At 46.8% G+C, this 16,267-nt stretch carries 12 protein-coding genes and 2 pseudogenes; 7 read left to right on the forward strand and 7 right to left on the reverse strand.

The window, feature by feature from the left end; genetic code table 11:
- Positions 1 to 191: 191 nt before the first annotated feature.
- From QUA00_RS16095 to QUA00_RS16115, 5 genes are all read right to left on the reverse strand, one after another.
- Positions 192 to 1,190, reverse strand: a complete 999-nt coding sequence (locus QUA00_RS16095) for a type II restriction endonuclease (protein WP_333410210.1) — start codon at positions 1,188 to 1,190, stop codon at positions 192 to 194.
- Entirely contained in the window at positions 1,171 to 2,607 is a 1,437-nt protein-coding gene (locus tag QUA00_RS16100; RefSeq protein WP_333410211.1) for a site-specific DNA-methyltransferase, read from the reverse strand. The genes QUA00_RS16095 and QUA00_RS16100 overlap by 20 nt, the downstream gene beginning before the upstream one ends.
- A gap of 118 nt (positions 2,608 to 2,725) precedes the next feature.
- A complete protein-coding gene (locus tag QUA00_RS16105; protein ID WP_333410212.1) occupies positions 2,726 to 4,375 on the reverse strand; it encodes a GAF domain-containing protein in 1,650 nt (549 codons plus the stop codon).
- 113 nt (positions 4,376 to 4,488) lie between these two features.
- Positions 4,489 to 5,457: an arsenosugar biosynthesis arsenite methyltransferase ArsM gene (arsM, locus tag QUA00_RS16110; protein ID WP_333410213.1), complete on the reverse strand. Its 969-nt coding sequence runs from the start codon at positions 5,455 to 5,457 to the stop codon at positions 4,489 to 4,491.
- A gap of 278 nt (positions 5,458 to 5,735) precedes the next feature.
- The gene (locus tag QUA00_RS16115; RefSeq protein WP_333410214.1) at positions 5,736 to 7,364 is read right to left on the reverse strand and encodes a hypothetical protein; all 1,629 of its coding nucleotides are present in this window, start codon (positions 7,362 to 7,364) and stop codon (positions 5,736 to 5,738) included.
- 645 nt (positions 7,365 to 8,009) lie between these two features.
- Here QUA00_RS16115 and psaA point away from each other — a divergent pair.
- The 5 genes from psaA to QUA00_RS36845 all read left to right on the forward strand — a co-directional run bounded on the left by psaA (position 8,010) and on the right by QUA00_RS36845 (position 14,794).
- The gene (gene psaA, locus QUA00_RS16120) at positions 8,010 to 10,304 is read left to right on the forward strand and encodes a photosystem I core protein PsaA (protein ID WP_333140502.1); all 2,295 of its coding nucleotides are present in this window, start codon (positions 8,010 to 8,012) and stop codon (positions 10,302 to 10,304) included.
- 110 nt (positions 10,305 to 10,414) lie between these two features.
- Complete coding sequence (gene psaB / locus QUA00_RS16125; RefSeq protein ID WP_333140504.1) at positions 10,415 to 12,643, forward strand: photosystem I core protein PsaB; 2,229 nt, start codon at positions 10,415 to 10,417, stop codon at positions 12,641 to 12,643.
- A gap of 145 nt (positions 12,644 to 12,788) precedes the next feature.
- Positions 12,789 to 13,820, forward strand: coding sequence for a DMT family transporter (locus QUA00_RS16130; RefSeq protein ID WP_333140506.1), 1,032 nt, complete (start codon positions 12,789 to 12,791; stop codon positions 13,818 to 13,820).
- A gap of 191 nt (positions 13,821 to 14,011) precedes the next feature.
- The gene (locus QUA00_RS16135; protein WP_333140508.1) at positions 14,012 to 14,551 is read left to right on the forward strand and encodes a cold shock domain-containing protein; all 540 of its coding nucleotides are present in this window, start codon (positions 14,012 to 14,014) and stop codon (positions 14,549 to 14,551) included.
- A 111-nt stretch (positions 14,552 to 14,662) separates the two neighbouring features.
- The gene (locus QUA00_RS36845) at positions 14,663 to 14,794 is read left to right on the forward strand and encodes a DUF6939 family protein (RefSeq protein ID WP_445252016.1); all 132 of its coding nucleotides are present in this window, start codon (positions 14,663 to 14,665) and stop codon (positions 14,792 to 14,794) included.
- Positions 14,795 to 14,826: 32 nt separating this feature from the next.
- Here the strand turns inward: QUA00_RS36845 and QUA00_RS16140 are convergent, their stop codons facing one another.
- The gene (locus tag QUA00_RS16140) at positions 14,827 to 15,021 is read right to left on the reverse strand and encodes a hypothetical protein (protein WP_333140510.1); all 195 of its coding nucleotides are present in this window, start codon (positions 15,019 to 15,021) and stop codon (positions 14,827 to 14,829) included.
- Positions 15,022 to 15,179: 158 nt separating this feature from the next.
- Positions 15,180 to 15,392 carry a helix-turn-helix domain-containing protein gene (locus tag QUA00_RS16145; protein ID WP_006631306.1) on the reverse strand — a complete coding sequence of 71 codons (213 nt, stop codon included), beginning with the start codon at positions 15,390 to 15,392 and terminating at the stop codon, positions 15,180 to 15,182.
- A 129-nt stretch (positions 15,393 to 15,521) separates the two neighbouring features.
- Between QUA00_RS16145 and QUA00_RS16150 the strand changes: the two are divergent.
- Both QUA00_RS16150 and QUA00_RS16155 read left to right on the forward strand, forming a co-directional pair.
- Positions 15,522 to 15,842 (forward strand): annotated as a pseudogene (locus tag QUA00_RS16150) (hypothetical protein); the annotation flags it as partial.
- Positions 15,843 to 15,960: 118 nt separating this feature from the next.
- Positions 15,961 to 16,267: pseudogene (locus tag QUA00_RS16155) on the forward strand (RNA-guided endonuclease InsQ/TnpB family protein); the annotation flags it as partial.

Consider the following 16,267-nt stretch of genomic DNA (forward strand, 5'->3'; position numbering starts at 1 on the left):
TGGCTACACAGACAAAACCCGCCTGCGCGGGTTGAGAAGAAGAGCAATCGTAGATTAGGTTGAGGAACCAACCCTCTGTTTCACTCCGCCCAAGTTTCTTGTTTGTAGCAAGACTTTTTTAAATTGGCACGATTCAGTCCGCGCAGGCGGACTTTGTTTGTGTAGGCGCGGAGTCAAAACCGTTGTTGCTTTTATAAATTACATAACCAACGAGAAATAGATGCAACTTGATTCTCCTGATTCAGATTTGCAGCATTACTGAGAGTCCCGTTTTCCAGTTGATGCCAGATTTCACCCGCCATCCTTCTTGCAACTGCCGAACCCACAAAGAAAGTCAGAGGTGAGTGTCCAACTGTGAAAAATGCTTCACGTATGCGATTTAGGGCCGCTTGTGCCGTTTTCCAATGCTCATCTGCACCCGCAGGATCGATTCCACCTTTAAGTTCGCCTAATGCAATAACATAGGGTGCCACGATAGATGGCTCAATTGCGCTGGATTTATTAGCTACCAACTCCGTCGGGGCAAGATTAAATAAACACAAATCCACATTGCTCCTGACGAGTGGAACAGTTAGGTTATAAATCAATGTGCGATTACCTAGCTCGCTCTCCCAACTTATCCCACGTAAAGACAACTCAATTTCTGTGTCATCATTTGTCATGGCTATCCACTTTTTTGTCTTTGAGTCTTGCCAATAATATCTCTTACTAGCAATTGTGAGAGTCGAGAGGATAGCACGAGTTAGTTTTCTTTGTGCCAATACTCCGCCAACATTACGCATTGAGCCACCAAGCGTGTCACCACGAGTCAGTAGAAATCTAAACACTAATTCCTCCACAAAATTTGTGCCTGCTGGCTCAAGAAAATTCCTGATTAGACCATTGATAGCTTCACTCTTATCCTTTGGCATCAAATGAGCAAGAGACTTGTCAGATAATCCTGCTGCCGTCAACAATCCCATTTCAATGCCCTTAACATTTAACAAATCAGCAGGACTCGCAGCTTGACCCGCCGCTTCTTGAAGTGCTCTTGCTTGGGCGAGGTAAGGGGTAGCGCGTCGATTTTTTTCAAGGGCAAGTGCCACAAAACCCGCACGAGTGTCTTCATAGGTTGTGACAAGATCGTCACTGGATTGAAGGTGGTTGCGATAAGCACACATAGGTATCCAGTTATTGTTTTTTCCATACATAAACGCACTTCCTCAAAGGAGCGCGTCCATAGTTTCCCATCTGTTGACTACTATTCCCCTTATCACCTGGTAAAACGAGAATATTTTCCGTAATAAAGCCGACTTTTTCAGCGAAATCAGAAAGAATCATGTCCACTGAAATACTTATACCTGCGTAGCGCACATTGTCATTAACCATAAACAAAAATGCCCCGGGTTTAAGGATACGAAAGCTTTCTTGTATTACGCAAGCCATTTCATAGAAATATCCTCTTACCATTCTTGGTATACCATTGTTGTTCAATATACCCTGTGACTTTTGGGTGTCCAAATATCTTAAGATAGCCTGCAAGAGAGTTTGCGAATTAGCAATACTTAAAGCTACTTCCCAATCCTGATTAATAGCCAATAAATCTTTGGGGTGATTCTCAACCGTACAACTTAGCATTTCCTGACGCAGATTAATTAATTCCTTTTCACAAATTCCTAGTAAAGCTAGCTCTAGTGCATAGGTGCGAGTATAGTCATATCGATTGCAGTAGGGTGGAGATGTGATGATTGCATCGTAGGTAGAGTCCGGCAAATCGGGCATTATCTTCAGACAAGAACCTTGATGCAAATTAATTTTGCCTTGTTGATTATTCTGAGTTTGAAAAAGCTCAAGTTGTTGTGTAGGAGGTTCTAAATCGTTAACAAGTTCATTAAATTTTTTGGTAATAGCTTGACTGAACTCCAGAACCTCACCTTTATTGAAGGACTTCTTTGACGTGCCATGACCCGAACGGTAATCCCAACGAAGATACTGTCCATCTTTGCGTGTATAGCTTACGGATTCTAAAACACACAGTAAAGTCAAGACTAAAACTGATTGAACCTTGGTATTTTCTTGATAACAAGCTCCAAGATATTGCTCAATTTCTATTTTAGTTTCTTCGGAGTAAGCCCCTTTAGTGATTCTCAATTCTGGCAGAGTGACTGGGTTTTGAAATTGTTTCCATATTTGCAAATTAAACCATGTCTTTAGCCGCTGAAAATCATCAATAGTGAAGGCCGTGTCTAAAATAATTTTGGTATTAATTATATGTTGACCAATAGGTAATAATTCAATCCCCTCACCATCTATTCCCAAGTCGCTAGCAGCAAATAAAGCAGTTCCACTACCTGTAAAAGGATCTAAAATCTTGCCTTGAATGACTTGATATTTTTGGAATAAGAACTCTACCAGAGAAGCGGAGAAAGCTTCCTTATACTTGTACCACCTATAAATGGGTCTAGTTTTGTTAGCCTGAAAACTAACCAAAAGTCGGGTAAGCGAGGGCTGGACTACAAACTTGTCTTGAAAGCGATCGTGTAATTGCCTGTCAAGGTTATCAATCTCTTCCAGAAAGTCATTTTCCACTTCAGGGGCTATGTTGGAGATGCTTGATATATTTACCATGACTACAAATTATTAAATAACTAACTGTCGCTCGTAGTATACCAGTATCTCCAATCAAAAAACGGGCAGATGTCGCTACCCTGTAAATTCTCTCTGACGAACCAAAGAATTAACCGCTTCAGAAATTCTCCCCTCTGGCTGAACCCCAATTTTCTCCTTGGTTTTCCCGGCTGTTATTTTCCAAAATAACCAATACACCGTTAATTTTATTCTGCTCGATCGCACTTGCGATCGAGTTAACCCAGAGATTGATATTCTGCGGTTCTCCTTGCAAAGGCAATAGGATGCGATCGGGGTAATATTGCTCTCTATCTCGATCGCCTTCCGGTGACAAAGCACCATTTAACCATTGACTAAAATTCTCATTCTCGATTTGAATTAAATCACCCAAAAATACACCCTCTAAGACTTCTCCCTCGCTAGCACCTAGCAATTGTTTCGCTCGATCGTTAGCGGTAATAACCTTACCTTTTTTATCTGTGGAGATGACGCCATTAGGGAGCGATCGCACTATATCTTTATGTCTGTTTTCTTCTTGTTTGACCTTGGAAAACAGGATAGCGTTTTGCAGGGCGACTCCTGCTTGGATGTTAAACGCTTTCATAAATTCCAGGTCGTTGCGATTGAAACTCGCTTTCCACCGTTCGGGGACCTGCGGCCAATCTTCCGGGGTGTAGGGGGGGTATTCTCCTTTTCGTTTTTTATTAACTAATAGGGTGACGCCAATCAATTTGTGGTCTGAGTTAAATACTGGCATACACAGCATACTGCAAGTACGGTAGCCAGTTTTTTTGTCGATTTCTTTACATATGGCGGCGCGGGGGTCGTCGTACACATCAAAGGGGATCAGCAGGGGCTCCCCCGATTGAGCCACCATACCTGCGAAACCGACGGTTCTGGGTATGCGAATTTCTTGAAGTTTGCCGCCGATCGGGATTTTCGTCCACAGTTCGTCTTTATCTTCGTCGATCAGCCACAAGATACTGCGATCGGCTTGCATCAGTTCTTGGGCCCGATCCATCACCCGCTTCAAGGTATCATCTAAGTCTAGACTGCTCTGAGAAAGAGCGTTGACAGCGTTCATCAGCGCTGTCGCGGCCCGTTGTCTTTGACTGGCGGCGTAGAAAGATTTGGACGACTCTACAACTAAGCGAATGGACGAGGCAAATTCTCTAAAAACTTGTTCGTCTGCTTGAGTAAACCCTACATTGTCAATCTGTTCGCCTAAAGTAACATAATCTTTGTGGTTGGGCTTGAGTTTATTAATCAGTTGCACTACTGCCATTAACTCGCCTGTTTCTTCGTCGAGCAGGGGCATCGCCAGCATTGTATAAGTACGATATCCTGTTCTTTCGTCAACTTTTTTGGCGTTTACAGAACGTGGGTCATCATAGAAATCATAGGGAATATTTACAACTTTTTTCTCCGTGGCTACTTCTCCCGCAATGCCCAGATTAGCGGGAAATCTGACTTCTAAATTTTGACCATTTTCATCTTTGGCTACAATTGCCCAGAGTTCATTCGGGTCTTTATCGAATATAAAAATGGTCGTTCTATCTGCATTTAACAATTCCCCGGTTTTTAGAGTAATGTCTTGGATCATTTCATGCAAGACTAGCTCAAGGCCTACACCGTCAATTATACAATCTATCAATGATATAATTCGATTGAGAGTTTGACGCTCTCGATGTCCCTTGCAACAAACATCTCGAATCATATCTCCAAAATCATCAGGGTTCAGAGGTTTTAAAATATCGCTCAAACTCATACAATAACTCCTATGATAATTTTCATCAGGCACTGTCTAGAGATAACTATCAGCAGAAAGAGTTGAAAGAGGTATATCTGCGGTGAAAGCTACCTCTCCCATTTGAACAAAATTCAACAACAACCGCCGCCGTTATAATGCCACGTCGAATCAGTAATTAACACCTTATCGGGCATTAATCCCCCCAACTTCCCAGCAGTTTTATCGCAGACAGCCGCCGGAACTCCCCGCTGCAAAACGTGACCCGCCCCGTCATCAAACAGATCTTCAGACCCCGTATAAATCGCCGTCTTGCCAGTGAAAATGCAAGCTCCGTCATCCGGTACATCCACTTTGAAAGACACCGAATCCAGGCTTTCTAACAGCAAATCCGCATCCAATTGATAATTGTGTTTGTCCAGCAATCGGTAAGGACGGCGCGCCCGCACTTCGACTTGCCCAAAACCAACGTCTACAAGGTGTTGAACGTATTCTTCGTATGTCAAAGCACCGGACAAACACAAGGCCCGCAAGCGCTGGTCTTCCTTCAAATGCTGGGGAATGGGGCGAGTTGCGATCGGATCGCTCATCAACAATCTGCCACCCGGTTTTAACACCCGATAAGTCTCTTTTAATGCTTTAGCTAAATCCGCTGGTTCAAAGATATTAAACAAGCAGTTTTGGGCGACAACATCTACAGAAGCATCCGGCACTGGCAAGGCAAAAGCATCGCCTTCACAAATTTCTACAAAACTCGGATCAAACCAATCATTTTCGTGGGCGGCTAGTTGCAAGTTTCGTGCAGCCGCATCTCGCATGGCTGGAACCGGATCGACGGCAATAACCGCTCCTTTGTGTCTAGAAAAATAGGCAAATTGTAGTGCTTCCAAGCCGCCGCCTACACCTACATAAAGCACGAAGGGATTGCCGACGAGTTCGGCGGCGTGAACGGTTGTGCCGCAGCCGTAATTCATTTCTTGCATTTGTTGGGGAATTTTTAATCCTGGCAATTGCAAGGGACTGCTTTGGACGCAGCAAAGTCCGATTTGGGGTGTTTCGGCAACATCGCTGTAGAATTTGGCGGCTGTTTCGAGGTAGGTCATTTTTTAGTGTCCTAATTTTTGATTTTTGACCGCAGATGGAGCGCGGGCGGGACGCCCATGCCACGAAGCCCAGAAAGATTTTGTTAGGTGGCAAATTCGACTGGATCACGGGCGGGACGCCCATGCCACGAAGCCCAGAAAGATTTTGTTAGGTGGCAAATTCTACTGGAGCACGGGCGGGACGCCCATGCCACGAATCCCAGGAAGATTTTGTTAGGTGGCAAATTCGACTGGAACACGGGCGAGACGCCCATGCCACGAAGCCCAGGAAGATTTTGTTACGTGGCAAATTCGACTTTTTGTTCGGATTTTGGCTGATTTTCTGGTTCGGAAACAGTTGTTTTGGGAGGGGCTAATTCGGTGGTTGGCTGGCTAGGAGTTTCAGCGGCAACTGGTGGCGTTGGCGGTACAAGATTGGGAGATTGTTCTGGTATCGCGGGAGCGACTACTTGTGGTACTGGAGCTTTTCCTGTTATTTCTGGCAGGGTTGGTGGCTGTGAAGGATTAGCAGGTTGGGGTTCTTGATGCAAGAAGTTGCGGAACCGATTGTAGTATCCTTTATATTCCTGTTTTTTTGTTTGGGGAGATGCTGTTGGGGTCGGTTCTATTATTTTAACTGGTGCAACAACTTTCGGGGTTTCTAACTGTGGAGTTGCTGTCGGTGTCGGTTCTATTACTTGAACTGGTGCAACAACTTTCGGCGCTTCGAGTTGGGGGGTTGCTGTCGGCGTCGGTTGTATTACTTGAATTGGTTCTACAATTTTCGGCGCTTCGAGTTGGGGGGTTGCTGTCGGTGTCGGTTCTATTACTTGAATGGGAGCAATTTCGGGAGCGACTGTTGGCTGTAAGCTTGGTTGGGTAACAGGGGTTTCTGGAACCGCTGGTGAGGGTTGGACAACTGGTGTTTTTTCTAATGCAGGTGTCGGTGTCGGTTCGGGGGTTGGGGTTGGTGTGGGTGCGGGGGCTTGGTAGGTGCGATCGACTATACTGCGACTTTCTGCTGCTGTTAGTTCGCCCCGTACTAATTTTGAAACAGGATCTTGGCCAAGCGGCTGGAAATTTATCAGTCTGACTGTATTATTAAAGGCGTTTTTGACGATATTTCCCCGCTCGTCAATTAATTCTAGCTGTACCCAGTTTTTGCCTGGTTTGAATCCTTTAAGATATATAGGTTGCCACTGGTCGATCGCAAAGCTTTCGCCGTTGACTGTGCCTCGAATTTTCCAATCGAGTATTTCATCTTGGGAATTTTCTTGCGCCACTTCGTGCGGGGGGGCATTTGTCAAGTAAAAGTCGAGCAGGATGGGCTCTGCCCCGTAGCTGCCTTGGGGGCTGTTGTACGTTAATAGGGGCAATGTTCGATCGGGATTGTTGTCGTCTGTTTTGGTAAAAATGTGAAAGGTGGTTTGAGCCACGGCACCTTCGTTTTTAAAGCTTTCTTCCCAAGGGCGGGCGGCGAACACCTGCAGGGTATGGGTTCCGGGCTCTAAGTCGGAGAGCGTTAAAGGTTGGTTGATGTCGTAAACTGCTGCATAAGGTTGGTTGTCTAATAAAACTTGCAGATGGGGGCCCAAACCCAAGTTTGCATCTTTGAAAATGGGCAAGTCCTTTACTTGGAACTCAACAGACACATTTATATCCTGAAGCACTTCGTCAGGTTTTGGATTCAAAATACTAATTTGAGGCTGGTAGATTTCTAGAGCCTGACGCAGTTGTTGAATGGCTTCTGGGGGAGAAACCTCTGAGATTCTGTTTACTGGGGCTGTAGCTGAGCCGCTCTTGTTCCCTGGTTTGGGCAATTCGGGATTGCCCGCGCCACAACTTGCTAAACCCAACATTAATACTGCTACTGCCAACAATGCCAGCAGCCTGCCCGCAACCGTTCTGTGCCAATTGATCCCAATCACGCAACCATACTCCTAGAAGCCTTCTCATAGGGAACTATAGCCCAAAAATGAATTTAGTATTGGGGAATTGCCGGCTTTGGAATTCCAAAGCCGCGTAGGAGCCCGGATTGAGGCAGCAGCGGGCAACCCATCCTCTCCCACTCTTAATTGCCGCAGCCTTTTTGCCAAACATATATCTACAAATGAGTATTCCTAAATTACCTTATCTTTGAGTTTTGTAAAGTTAATGGCAGTACCCCTTGACTTTTTTGAGGGACTGTGGGATTTAAAGGCGTTATTACATCAAGAATTGAGCCTTTTTTAAGTATTGTTAACAAGCGATTAATACTTCTCTAGCAAGCTTATAATTCATAAAACTCCCTCAAAAGGAGCAGGCGTATCAAGTCTGAATCAAGGACGCGATCGGCGGCTCCAGATAGCGAGAAGAGTTGGCAGTACCCAGGCACATTGTTAGCGACACTGGGAAACTGGCTTCTTCACAGAAGCAAAATGCTTGGGGAGACGATGCACCTGCGTCTAGCTCTGCAAAGAGTAAAGTGCCGTGTAGTGTCGGCTTTTTCGAGAATCCCCCGCCTAATCAAGCGTGGGGAGTGTCCGGTACAGTGTTCAGTTCTCGTTCCTTGTCTTACCGAGAGGAGAGTCTTCATGACCATTAGTCCTCCAGAGCGAGAGGTAAAAGCTAGGGTAGTAGTCGATAAGAATCCGGTTCCAACTTCTTTCGAGAAGTGGTCAAAACCCGGTCATTTTGATCGCACTCTAGCTAAGGGGCCAAAAACCACCACTTGGATTTGGAACCTCCACGCTAACGCTCACGACTTTGACAGTCATACAAGTGACTTAGAAGACGTTTCGCGCAAAATCTTTAGCGCTCACTTCGGCCACTTGGCAGTAATCTTCGTATGGTTGAGTGGCGCATATTTCCACGGCGCTAAATTTTCCAATTACGAAGCTTGGCTGACAAATCCTACAGCCATCAAGCCCAGCGCTCAAGTGGTCTGGCCGATTTTTGGTCAAGAAATTTTAAATGCAGATGTAGGCGGCGGCTTTCACGGGATTCAGATCACCTCTGGTCTATTCCAACTGTGGCGCGCCAACGGCATCACTAACTCATACCAGCTATATTGCACTGCGATCGGCGCCCTGGTAATGGCAGCTTTGATGCTGTTTGCCGGTTGGTTCCACTATCACGTCCGCGCTCCGAAACTGGAATGGTTCCAGAACGTGGAATCGATGATGAACCACCACTTGGCAGTTTTGTTAGGCTGCGGGTGCTTGGGCTTCGCAGGACAACAAATTCACGTGGCTCTGCCGATCAATGCTTGCATGGACGCGATCGATGCAGGTGCACCGCTGACAGTCGGCGGTAAGCTGATCAAAACAGTTGCCGACATCCCCCTGCCGCACGAGTGGATTTTGACACCGGGCTTGATGGCTGACATCTACCCGAGTTTCGCTAAAGGTTTAACCCCCTTCTTCACCCTCAACTGGGGCGCATACACAGACTTCCTGACCTTCAAAGGCGGTCTGAACCCCACCACAGGCGGTTTGTGGCTGACTGATACAGCACACCACCACTTGGCTTTGGCAGTGCTGTTCATCGTGGCTGGTCATATGTACCGCACGAACTGGGGCATCGGCCACAGCATGAAAGAAATCCTAGAGAACCACAAAGGCCCCTTCACTGGTGAAGGTCACAAAGGTCTCTACGAAATCCTGACTACTTCTTGGCACGCGCAACTGGCGATTAACTTGGCACTGATGGGCTCTCTGAGCATCATCGTCGCCCACCACATGTACGCGATGCCTCCGTATCCGTACATCGCGACCGACTACCCGACTCAGCTATCCCTGTTCACCCACCACATGTGGATTGGCGGATTCCTGATTGTTGGAGCAGCCGCTCACGGAGCAATCTTCATGGTTCGGGATTACGATCCCGCTGGAAATGTCAACAACTTGTTGGATCGCGTGATCCGTCATAGAGATGCGATCATTTCCCACCTGAACTGGGTTTGTATATTCTTGGGCTTCCACAGCTTCGGTTTGTACGTTCACAACGACACGATGCGCGCTTTCGGTCGTCCTCAAGATTTGTTCTCGGATACCGGGATTCAGTTGCGTCCGATATTTGCCCAGTGGGTGCAAAACATCCACGCTTTGGCTCCGGGCACAACAGCGCCTAATGCTACCGAAATCGTCAGCCACGCTTTTGGCGGCGGTGCAGTAGTAGTCGCCGGCAAAGTAGCGATGATGCCGATCGAGTTGGGTACGGCGGATTTCATGATCCACCACATCCACGCTTTCACCATTCACGTTACAGTCCTGATTCTCTTGAAGGGCGTGTTGTTTGCACGCAGTTCTCGCTTGGTTCCTGACAAAGGCAACTTGGGCTTCCGGTTCCCTTGCGACGGCCCAGGCCGTGGCGGCACCTGCCAAGTTTCTGGTTGGGATCACGTGTTCCTAGGCTTGTTCTGGATGTACAACTGCATCTCGATCGTGATTTTCCACTTTAGCTGGAAAATGCAGTCGGACGTGTGGGGAACAGTATCGTCAGACGGCACAATTTCTCACATTACCGGCGGCAACTTCGCACAAAGTTCGATCACGATTAACGGCTGGCTGCGGGACTTCCTGTGGGCGCAAGCTTCTCAGGTGATTCAGTCCTACGGTTCGGCACTGTCGGCCTACGGTCTGATGTTCCTAGCTGGACACTTCGTCTTCGCCTTCAGCTTGATGTTCCTGTTCAGCGGCCGCGGCTACTGGCAAGAACTGATTGAGTCGATTGTTTGGGCTCACAACAAGCTCAAGGTAGCTCCGTCGATTCAGCCTCGCGCTCTGAGCATTATTCAGGGTCGGGCTGTGGGTGTAGCTCACTACCTCCTAGGAGGAATTGTCACTACGTGGGCATTTTTCCTAGCGCGAATCATTTCGGTAGGGTAAACTACCCCTAGGTTTTGGATTCTCGATTTGGGAGGAATCTCAAATCGAGAATCCAAACTCCGAACCGAATCCCTTCAATTTTGTTCAGGATTCAGGATTAATCAAGGCTTATGGCAACGAAATTTCCAAAATTTAGCCAAGACCTTGCCCAAGACCCGACCACACGGCGGATCTGGTACGGGATTGCCACAGCACACGACTTTGAAAGCCACGATGGCATGACCGAAGAAAATCTTTACCAAAAGATTTTTGCTTCTCACTTCGGCCACGTAGCAATCATTTTCTTGTGGACATCGGGCAGCCTGTTCCACGTAGCATGGCAAGGTAACTTTGAACAGTGGATTAAAGACCCTCTAAACGTCCGCCCGATCGCTCACGCGATTTGGGACCCGCAATTCGGCGCTCCTGCAGTAGAAGCTTTCACTCAAGGGGGCGCTTCTAACCCGGTGGATATCTCTTACTCCGGTGTCTACCATTGGTGGTTCACCCAAGGGATTCGGACAAACGCCGACCTGTATCAAGGAGCTATCTTCTTGCTACTACTGGCGGCTGTATTCCTGTTCGCAGGTTGGTTGCACCTCCAGCCCAAGTACCGCCCCAGCTTGTCTTGGTTCAAAAATGCTGAATCTCGCCTCAACCACCACTTGGCTGGTTTGTTCGGTGTCAGCTCTTTGGCTTGGACTGGTCACATGGTTCACGTTGCTATCCCCGAATCTCGCGGACAGCACGTAGGTTGGGACAACTTCCTGTCTACCCCGCCTCACCCGGCCGGTTTGGCTCCGTTCTTCAGTGGTAACTGGGGCGTATACGCCGAGAATCCAGATGCAGCGAACCATGTCTTCGGTACTTCCGAAGGCGCGGGAACCGCAATTCTGACTTTCTTGGGTGGCTTCCACCCTCAAACAGAATCCCTGTGGCTGACAGACATCGCTCACCACCACTTGGCGATCGCAGTTCTGTTTATCGTTGCCGGTCATATGTACCGGACTAACTTCGGTATCGGTCACAGCATCAAAGAGATGTTGGATTCTAAGGCTGGTTTGGTCGGCGGCAAGAGTGAAGGACAGTTCAACTTGCCTCACCAAGGCTTGTATGAAACCTACAACAACTCCCTGCACTTCCAACTGGCATTTCACCTCGCTGCTTTGGGCGTAATTACCTCCCTGGTAGCACAGCATATGTACGCGATGCCTCCCTACGCTTTCATAGGTAAGGACTTCACGACTCAGGCTGCGCTTTACACCCACCACCAGTACATTGCTGGATTCATCATGGTCGGCGCTTTCGCCCACGGAGCTATCTTCTTGGTGCGGGACTACGATCCTGAAGCAAACAAAGGCAACGTGCTCGATCGCGTGTTGCAGCACAAAGAAGCGATTATCTCTCACTTGAGCTGGGTGTCGCTGTTCTTGGGCTTCCACACTCTCGGCTTGTACGTTCACAATGACGTTGTAGTCGCTTTCGGAACTCCTGAAAAGCAAATCTTGATTGAACCAGTGTTCGCACAGTTCATCCAAGCTGCTCACGGAAAAGCTCTCTACGGCATGGACGTGCTGTTGTCTAACCCTGACAGCATTGCTTCTACCGCTTGGCCCAACTACGGCAACGTATGGCTCCCAGGCTGGTTGGACGGGATTAACAGCGGTACTAATTCTCTGTTCTTGGCGATCGGACCTGGCGATTTCTTGGTTCACCACGCGATCGCACTAGGCTTGCACACCACCACCTTGATCTTGGTCAAGGGCGCTCTGGATGCACGCGGTTCTAAGCTGATGCCGGACAAAAAAGACTTCGGTTATGCTTTCCCTTGCGACGGCCCCGGCCGTGGCGGTACTTGCGACATCTCTGCTTGGGACGCCATGTACCTGTCTGTATTCTGGATGTTGAATACCCTAGCTTGGGTAACGTTCTACTGGCACTGGAAGCACCTGGGCATCTGGCAAGGTAATGTGGCTCAGTTCAATGAGTCTTCTACCTACCTGATGGGCTGGTTCCGCGATTACCTCTGGCTGTATTCTTCTCAGTTGATCAACGGTTACAACCCGTATGGTACTAACAACTTGTCAGTCTGGGCTTGGATGTTCTTATTCGGACACCTTGTTTGGGCAACTGGTTTCATGTTCCTGATCTCTTGGAGAGGTTACTGGCAAGAGTTGATCGAGACTTTGGTTTGGGCTCACGAGCGCACTCCTTTGGCTAACTTGGTTCGCTGGAAAGACAAGCCTGTTGCTTTGTCGATCGTCCAAGGTCGTTTGGTTGGCTTAGTTCACTTTACTGTGGGCAACGTCCTCACTTACGCGGCCTTTGTAATTGCCTCGACAGCCGGGAAATTCGGGTAACTCTGAACTCTGGTTTTGTAGGTAATTAAATCAAATCCCCTGCCTTCTGGCGGGGGATTTTTTTGTATATTTCTGTAAGGAATTACCGCATAGGAAACAGTGGTATAAAGAAGAGAACGCATCATATATTCATGTTCCTATTATCGTGTCTCAATTATTCAACCGCATCCCTGGACGAACCTATTTATTACTAGCAATCCTCATTTTTGCTGCCTCTAACTCTGTCATTCGCAAACTGACCGATTTAGGAGCGCAGAACCTGATCGACGGCAGAAATTTGATTTCACTTTGTAATGTTTTATTTGTAGGGAATCTCTGCGCGTTAGCAGTTTTATTCCTGGTTTATCGCCAGCAATGTACGGTGCAAAATTTCCGCTCGATTCCCAGTAAAACATGGTGGGGGTTGATCGCAATTTCTTTGCTATCTGGGGCATTGGCTCCAGCCTTAACTTTTATGGCGTTGGATTTAACCGCTGTCAATAATGTGGTACTGATTGGACGCATCGAGCCGCCTCTGATTTTAGCGCTGTCCATTCTAATTTTGGGCGATCGCGTCAATCTTTGGGTGATTGCCGGGGCGATGGTTTCGTTTGTCGGTGTTGCACTGACTATTGTATTGCAAGCACCGACTACCGATATGATGGGCATGGGCGGATTGACGATCGGCAGAGGCGAATTGATGGCAGCATCCGGGGCGATCGCGTTAGCCATTTCGACGATTATTAGTAAAGTCACGCTCAAACAAATTCCGTTAGGATTGTTCTCTATTATCCGAACAACACTGGGAACAGTTGTTTTCTTTATTGTCGTTTTAATCTTATATACTCCCACCCACTTTATCGATGTTTTTGCGCCCTTCCTCTGGCAGTGGATGCTCGTCTATGGTGCGATTATTGTTGTTGGCGGACAACTGTGCTGGTTTACCGGACTAAAAACGACGGGCGCTGCAGATGTATCCCTCGCCAGTTCGTTTAGTCCGATCGCGGGGATTTTAACCGCCTATTTGATTTTATCGGAAACGCCCACAACAGCTCAATACATCGGCGGCAGCATCATTTTAATCGGGATCGTTCTCAATCAAATTGGTGTTTTTCGCAACCAAACCCAATCCGCGCCTCAACCTCCTGTAAGTCCGGCAAAAGAGATGGATCTGGAAGTGGGATTCAAAGGGATTTAATGCTTGATACCCAGCCTCAGTTAAAGGGCGATCGAGTCAAAACTTAAAACGGATTGGAACATACTACAGATTCTTAGTTACAATAAGTAACCCTAGAAGTTGATATTCGTAACAGTCCGATTAATGTTCATTGGCGAGAGAATGTGAAGCGGTTGGCTGAGTCTGTTAAGCACGAATAAAAGTTCAATTTTATGAAACCTGTTCTGAATAAAGGGCAACTGACAACATGGAAAAACGATCGGGGGTTTGGCTTCATTAAACCGGATGATGGCAGTAAAGAAGTTTTCTTGCATATCAGTGCGCTGAAGGAAGCAAGTCGTCGCCCAAAAGTCGGAGATACGATTTTGTACGAGCAAGTTGCTGAAACAGACGGGAAAGTACGTGCAACTAGAGCATCAATTCAAGGTGTTGCACCTCGAAATGAACCAACAAAGCAGAAACCACAGAAACGCGGTGTACTCAAAACAGTTTTTGGTATTGGGATTCTGGCTGTCATTGTGGTTCTTACAATGGAGTTTAGTCCTAGTCGTTCACCTTCTCCAATTACATCGATCGCAAAACCAGGATGTACTATCAAAGGCAACATCTCGATCGATAGAGGCAATAAGGTTTATCACCTTCCAGGCATGGAAGATTACGAATCAACAGTTATCGATCCAGCTAGCGGTGAGAGATGGTTTTGCACAGAGTCAGAGGCTAAAGCCAATGGTTGGCGTAAAGCACCGAGGTAGCCCCAGCATCCCAACAACCGCGCTGCACCGCAACGAATTGCTCAAGGAAGAAGCAAGAAGTTGATATCGCCGTTTTTGCTATGGTGGATTTACTTGAGCCCCCAATTAACGATGCAACTCTACGTCGAAAGCAAAAGAAAGAAAATTGACGTGATACGCAGCCAATATTCTCAAGCCCCGATTGTTGATATTACATCGAAAGCTGATCGACCTTGGATAAAGTTGAGTCCATTTTTGCCGTAAAGATTACACTGTTGACCTGGTTTCCCTCAGCTTCAAATCTCCCCATTCATCTGCATTTGATGCACCTTGTCCGCCAACTCTTGGCGGCTTTCCTTATCGAGTGCATCAATTGCCAGCATTCCCAAATACACTACTTCTTTCTGAGTTAGTCTGGTCGCTAGCGCTTGTTTTTGAATGACTTCCTTGATCGCGGAACTGACCGCGATCGCAGTATTAGTTTTAGCCACGAAGAATAATCAACTATTAATAACAACTTTCCTTGATGTTACCATCCTCAGTCCGATTAAGTACAATAATGTTTGACTAAGTACAGTTAATCATGCTATAGTGTAAAAAATACAAAAAAGCGATCGCCCCCGGTCTAGACAACTTAAGGGCGATCGACCTATTCCTCCAAAACCTCAACCAAATCCTCAATCATCACATCAAAAGTCCGAGCTAATTTCAGCAGCAAAGTAAAGTCAACCGTTGTCAGCCCTGGACAGCGAGCATAATGCTTGACCGTGTTGTATACCACTCCAGAACGTTCTGAAACTTCCTTGAATGTCCAACCTTTCTCTGCGGCTAGTTCTCTGACTTTAATTCTTACTAAACCCATGCTTCACAATGGGTGCTATAACACCTTACAATAAATTCATCTAAAAAGCCGATCGCCCCCCGGTCTGGACAACTAAAGGGCGATCGTCTTTAAAACTTAAATAGACAGTTACTAGCTGTCTGAATAACCATGATAGCAGCATTTGGGCTAAAATCAAGCACCTTCGCCTGCTCCAAAATAATCCACAAGTCCCCAGTCCTTCATCCGCTGGCAAGATTTGTCACAGAAGAAACAGTCGCACTGCTGTTCAATATCTCAACAGACCAGATTTACCGGATCGAATGCTGTCGCCACATGGTCTACGTCCACGCTAAAAGCATCAGTCGGTTTGTCAGTTATGCAGATTTTCCGCCAATTTTAGAAGTAGAATTACCGAAACTTCAAGACTTTGGCAGATGGTACAAACGCTGGAAAGGCAAAAAAGCACCTGATTTTTGGACACAGTTTTATAAGAAATACCCTGAAAACCCTGCGACTTTAGTCCAGGGATGAAAGGGCGAGGGAGACTTTAGTCTCCCAGTTAGATATTTCTAAATATAGTACAATTAATCAAAGGAGGTTGAAATTAATGTATGCAGTGCAAAAAGATGTTTGGCATTTAAAGGGACTTGACAAAACCATTGTCGAGCAAATCTTAAGATGGTCAAACAATCTGTTTAATGTCGGCACTTACGAAAGTCGGCAACGGTACTTCAAAGACCAAGGCGCAATTAAATACCCAGACCTGTACAAAATTGCCAAACCCAACGAGAATTACGGTTTACTATACTCGCAAGTGGCTCAACAATCCCTCAAATGTGTTGCTGAATCCTTTAGCTCTTTCCGAGCCTTAGAAAGGTTAGCCAAGAAAGGAGAACTTAATCAAAAACCGAGAT

This window comes from Microcoleus sp. T2B6 (assembly GCF_036700475.1).
Taxonomy (GTDB): domain Bacteria; phylum Cyanobacteriota; class Cyanobacteriia; order Cyanobacteriales; family Microcoleaceae; genus Microcoleus.

Excerpts from the sequence above, each read along its gene's own strand:
- QUA00_RS16095 (WP_333410210.1), bottom strand. The coding sequence starts at position 1,190 with ATGTATGGAAAAAACAATAACTGGATACCTATGTGTGCTTATCGCAAC.
- QUA00_RS16100 (WP_333410211.1), bottom strand. The coding sequence starts at position 2,607 with ATGGTAAATATATCAAGCATCTCCAACATAGCCCCTGAAGTGGAAAAT.
- QUA00_RS16105 (WP_333410212.1), bottom strand. The coding sequence starts at position 4,375 with ATGAGTTTGAGCGATATTTTAAAACCTCTGAACCCTGATGATTTTGGA.
- arsM (WP_333410213.1), bottom strand. The coding sequence starts at position 5,457 with ATGACCTACCTCGAAACAGCCGCCAAATTCTACAGCGATGTTGCCGAA.
- psaA (WP_333140502.1), top strand. The coding sequence starts at position 8,010 with ATGACCATTAGTCCTCCAGAGCGAGAGGTAAAAGCTAGGGTAGTAGTC.
- psaB (WP_333140504.1), top strand. The coding sequence starts at position 10,415 with ATGGCAACGAAATTTCCAAAATTTAGCCAAGACCTTGCCCAAGACCCG.
- QUA00_RS16135 (WP_333140508.1), top strand. The coding sequence starts at position 14,012 with ATGAAACCTGTTCTGAATAAAGGGCAACTGACAACATGGAAAAACGAT.
- QUA00_RS36845 (WP_445252016.1), top strand. The coding sequence starts at position 14,663 with ATGCAACTCTACGTCGAAAGCAAAAGAAAGAAAATTGACGTGATACGC.
- QUA00_RS16145 (WP_006631306.1), bottom strand. The coding sequence starts at position 15,392 with ATGGGTTTAGTAAGAATTAAAGTCAGAGAACTAGCCGCAGAGAAAGGT.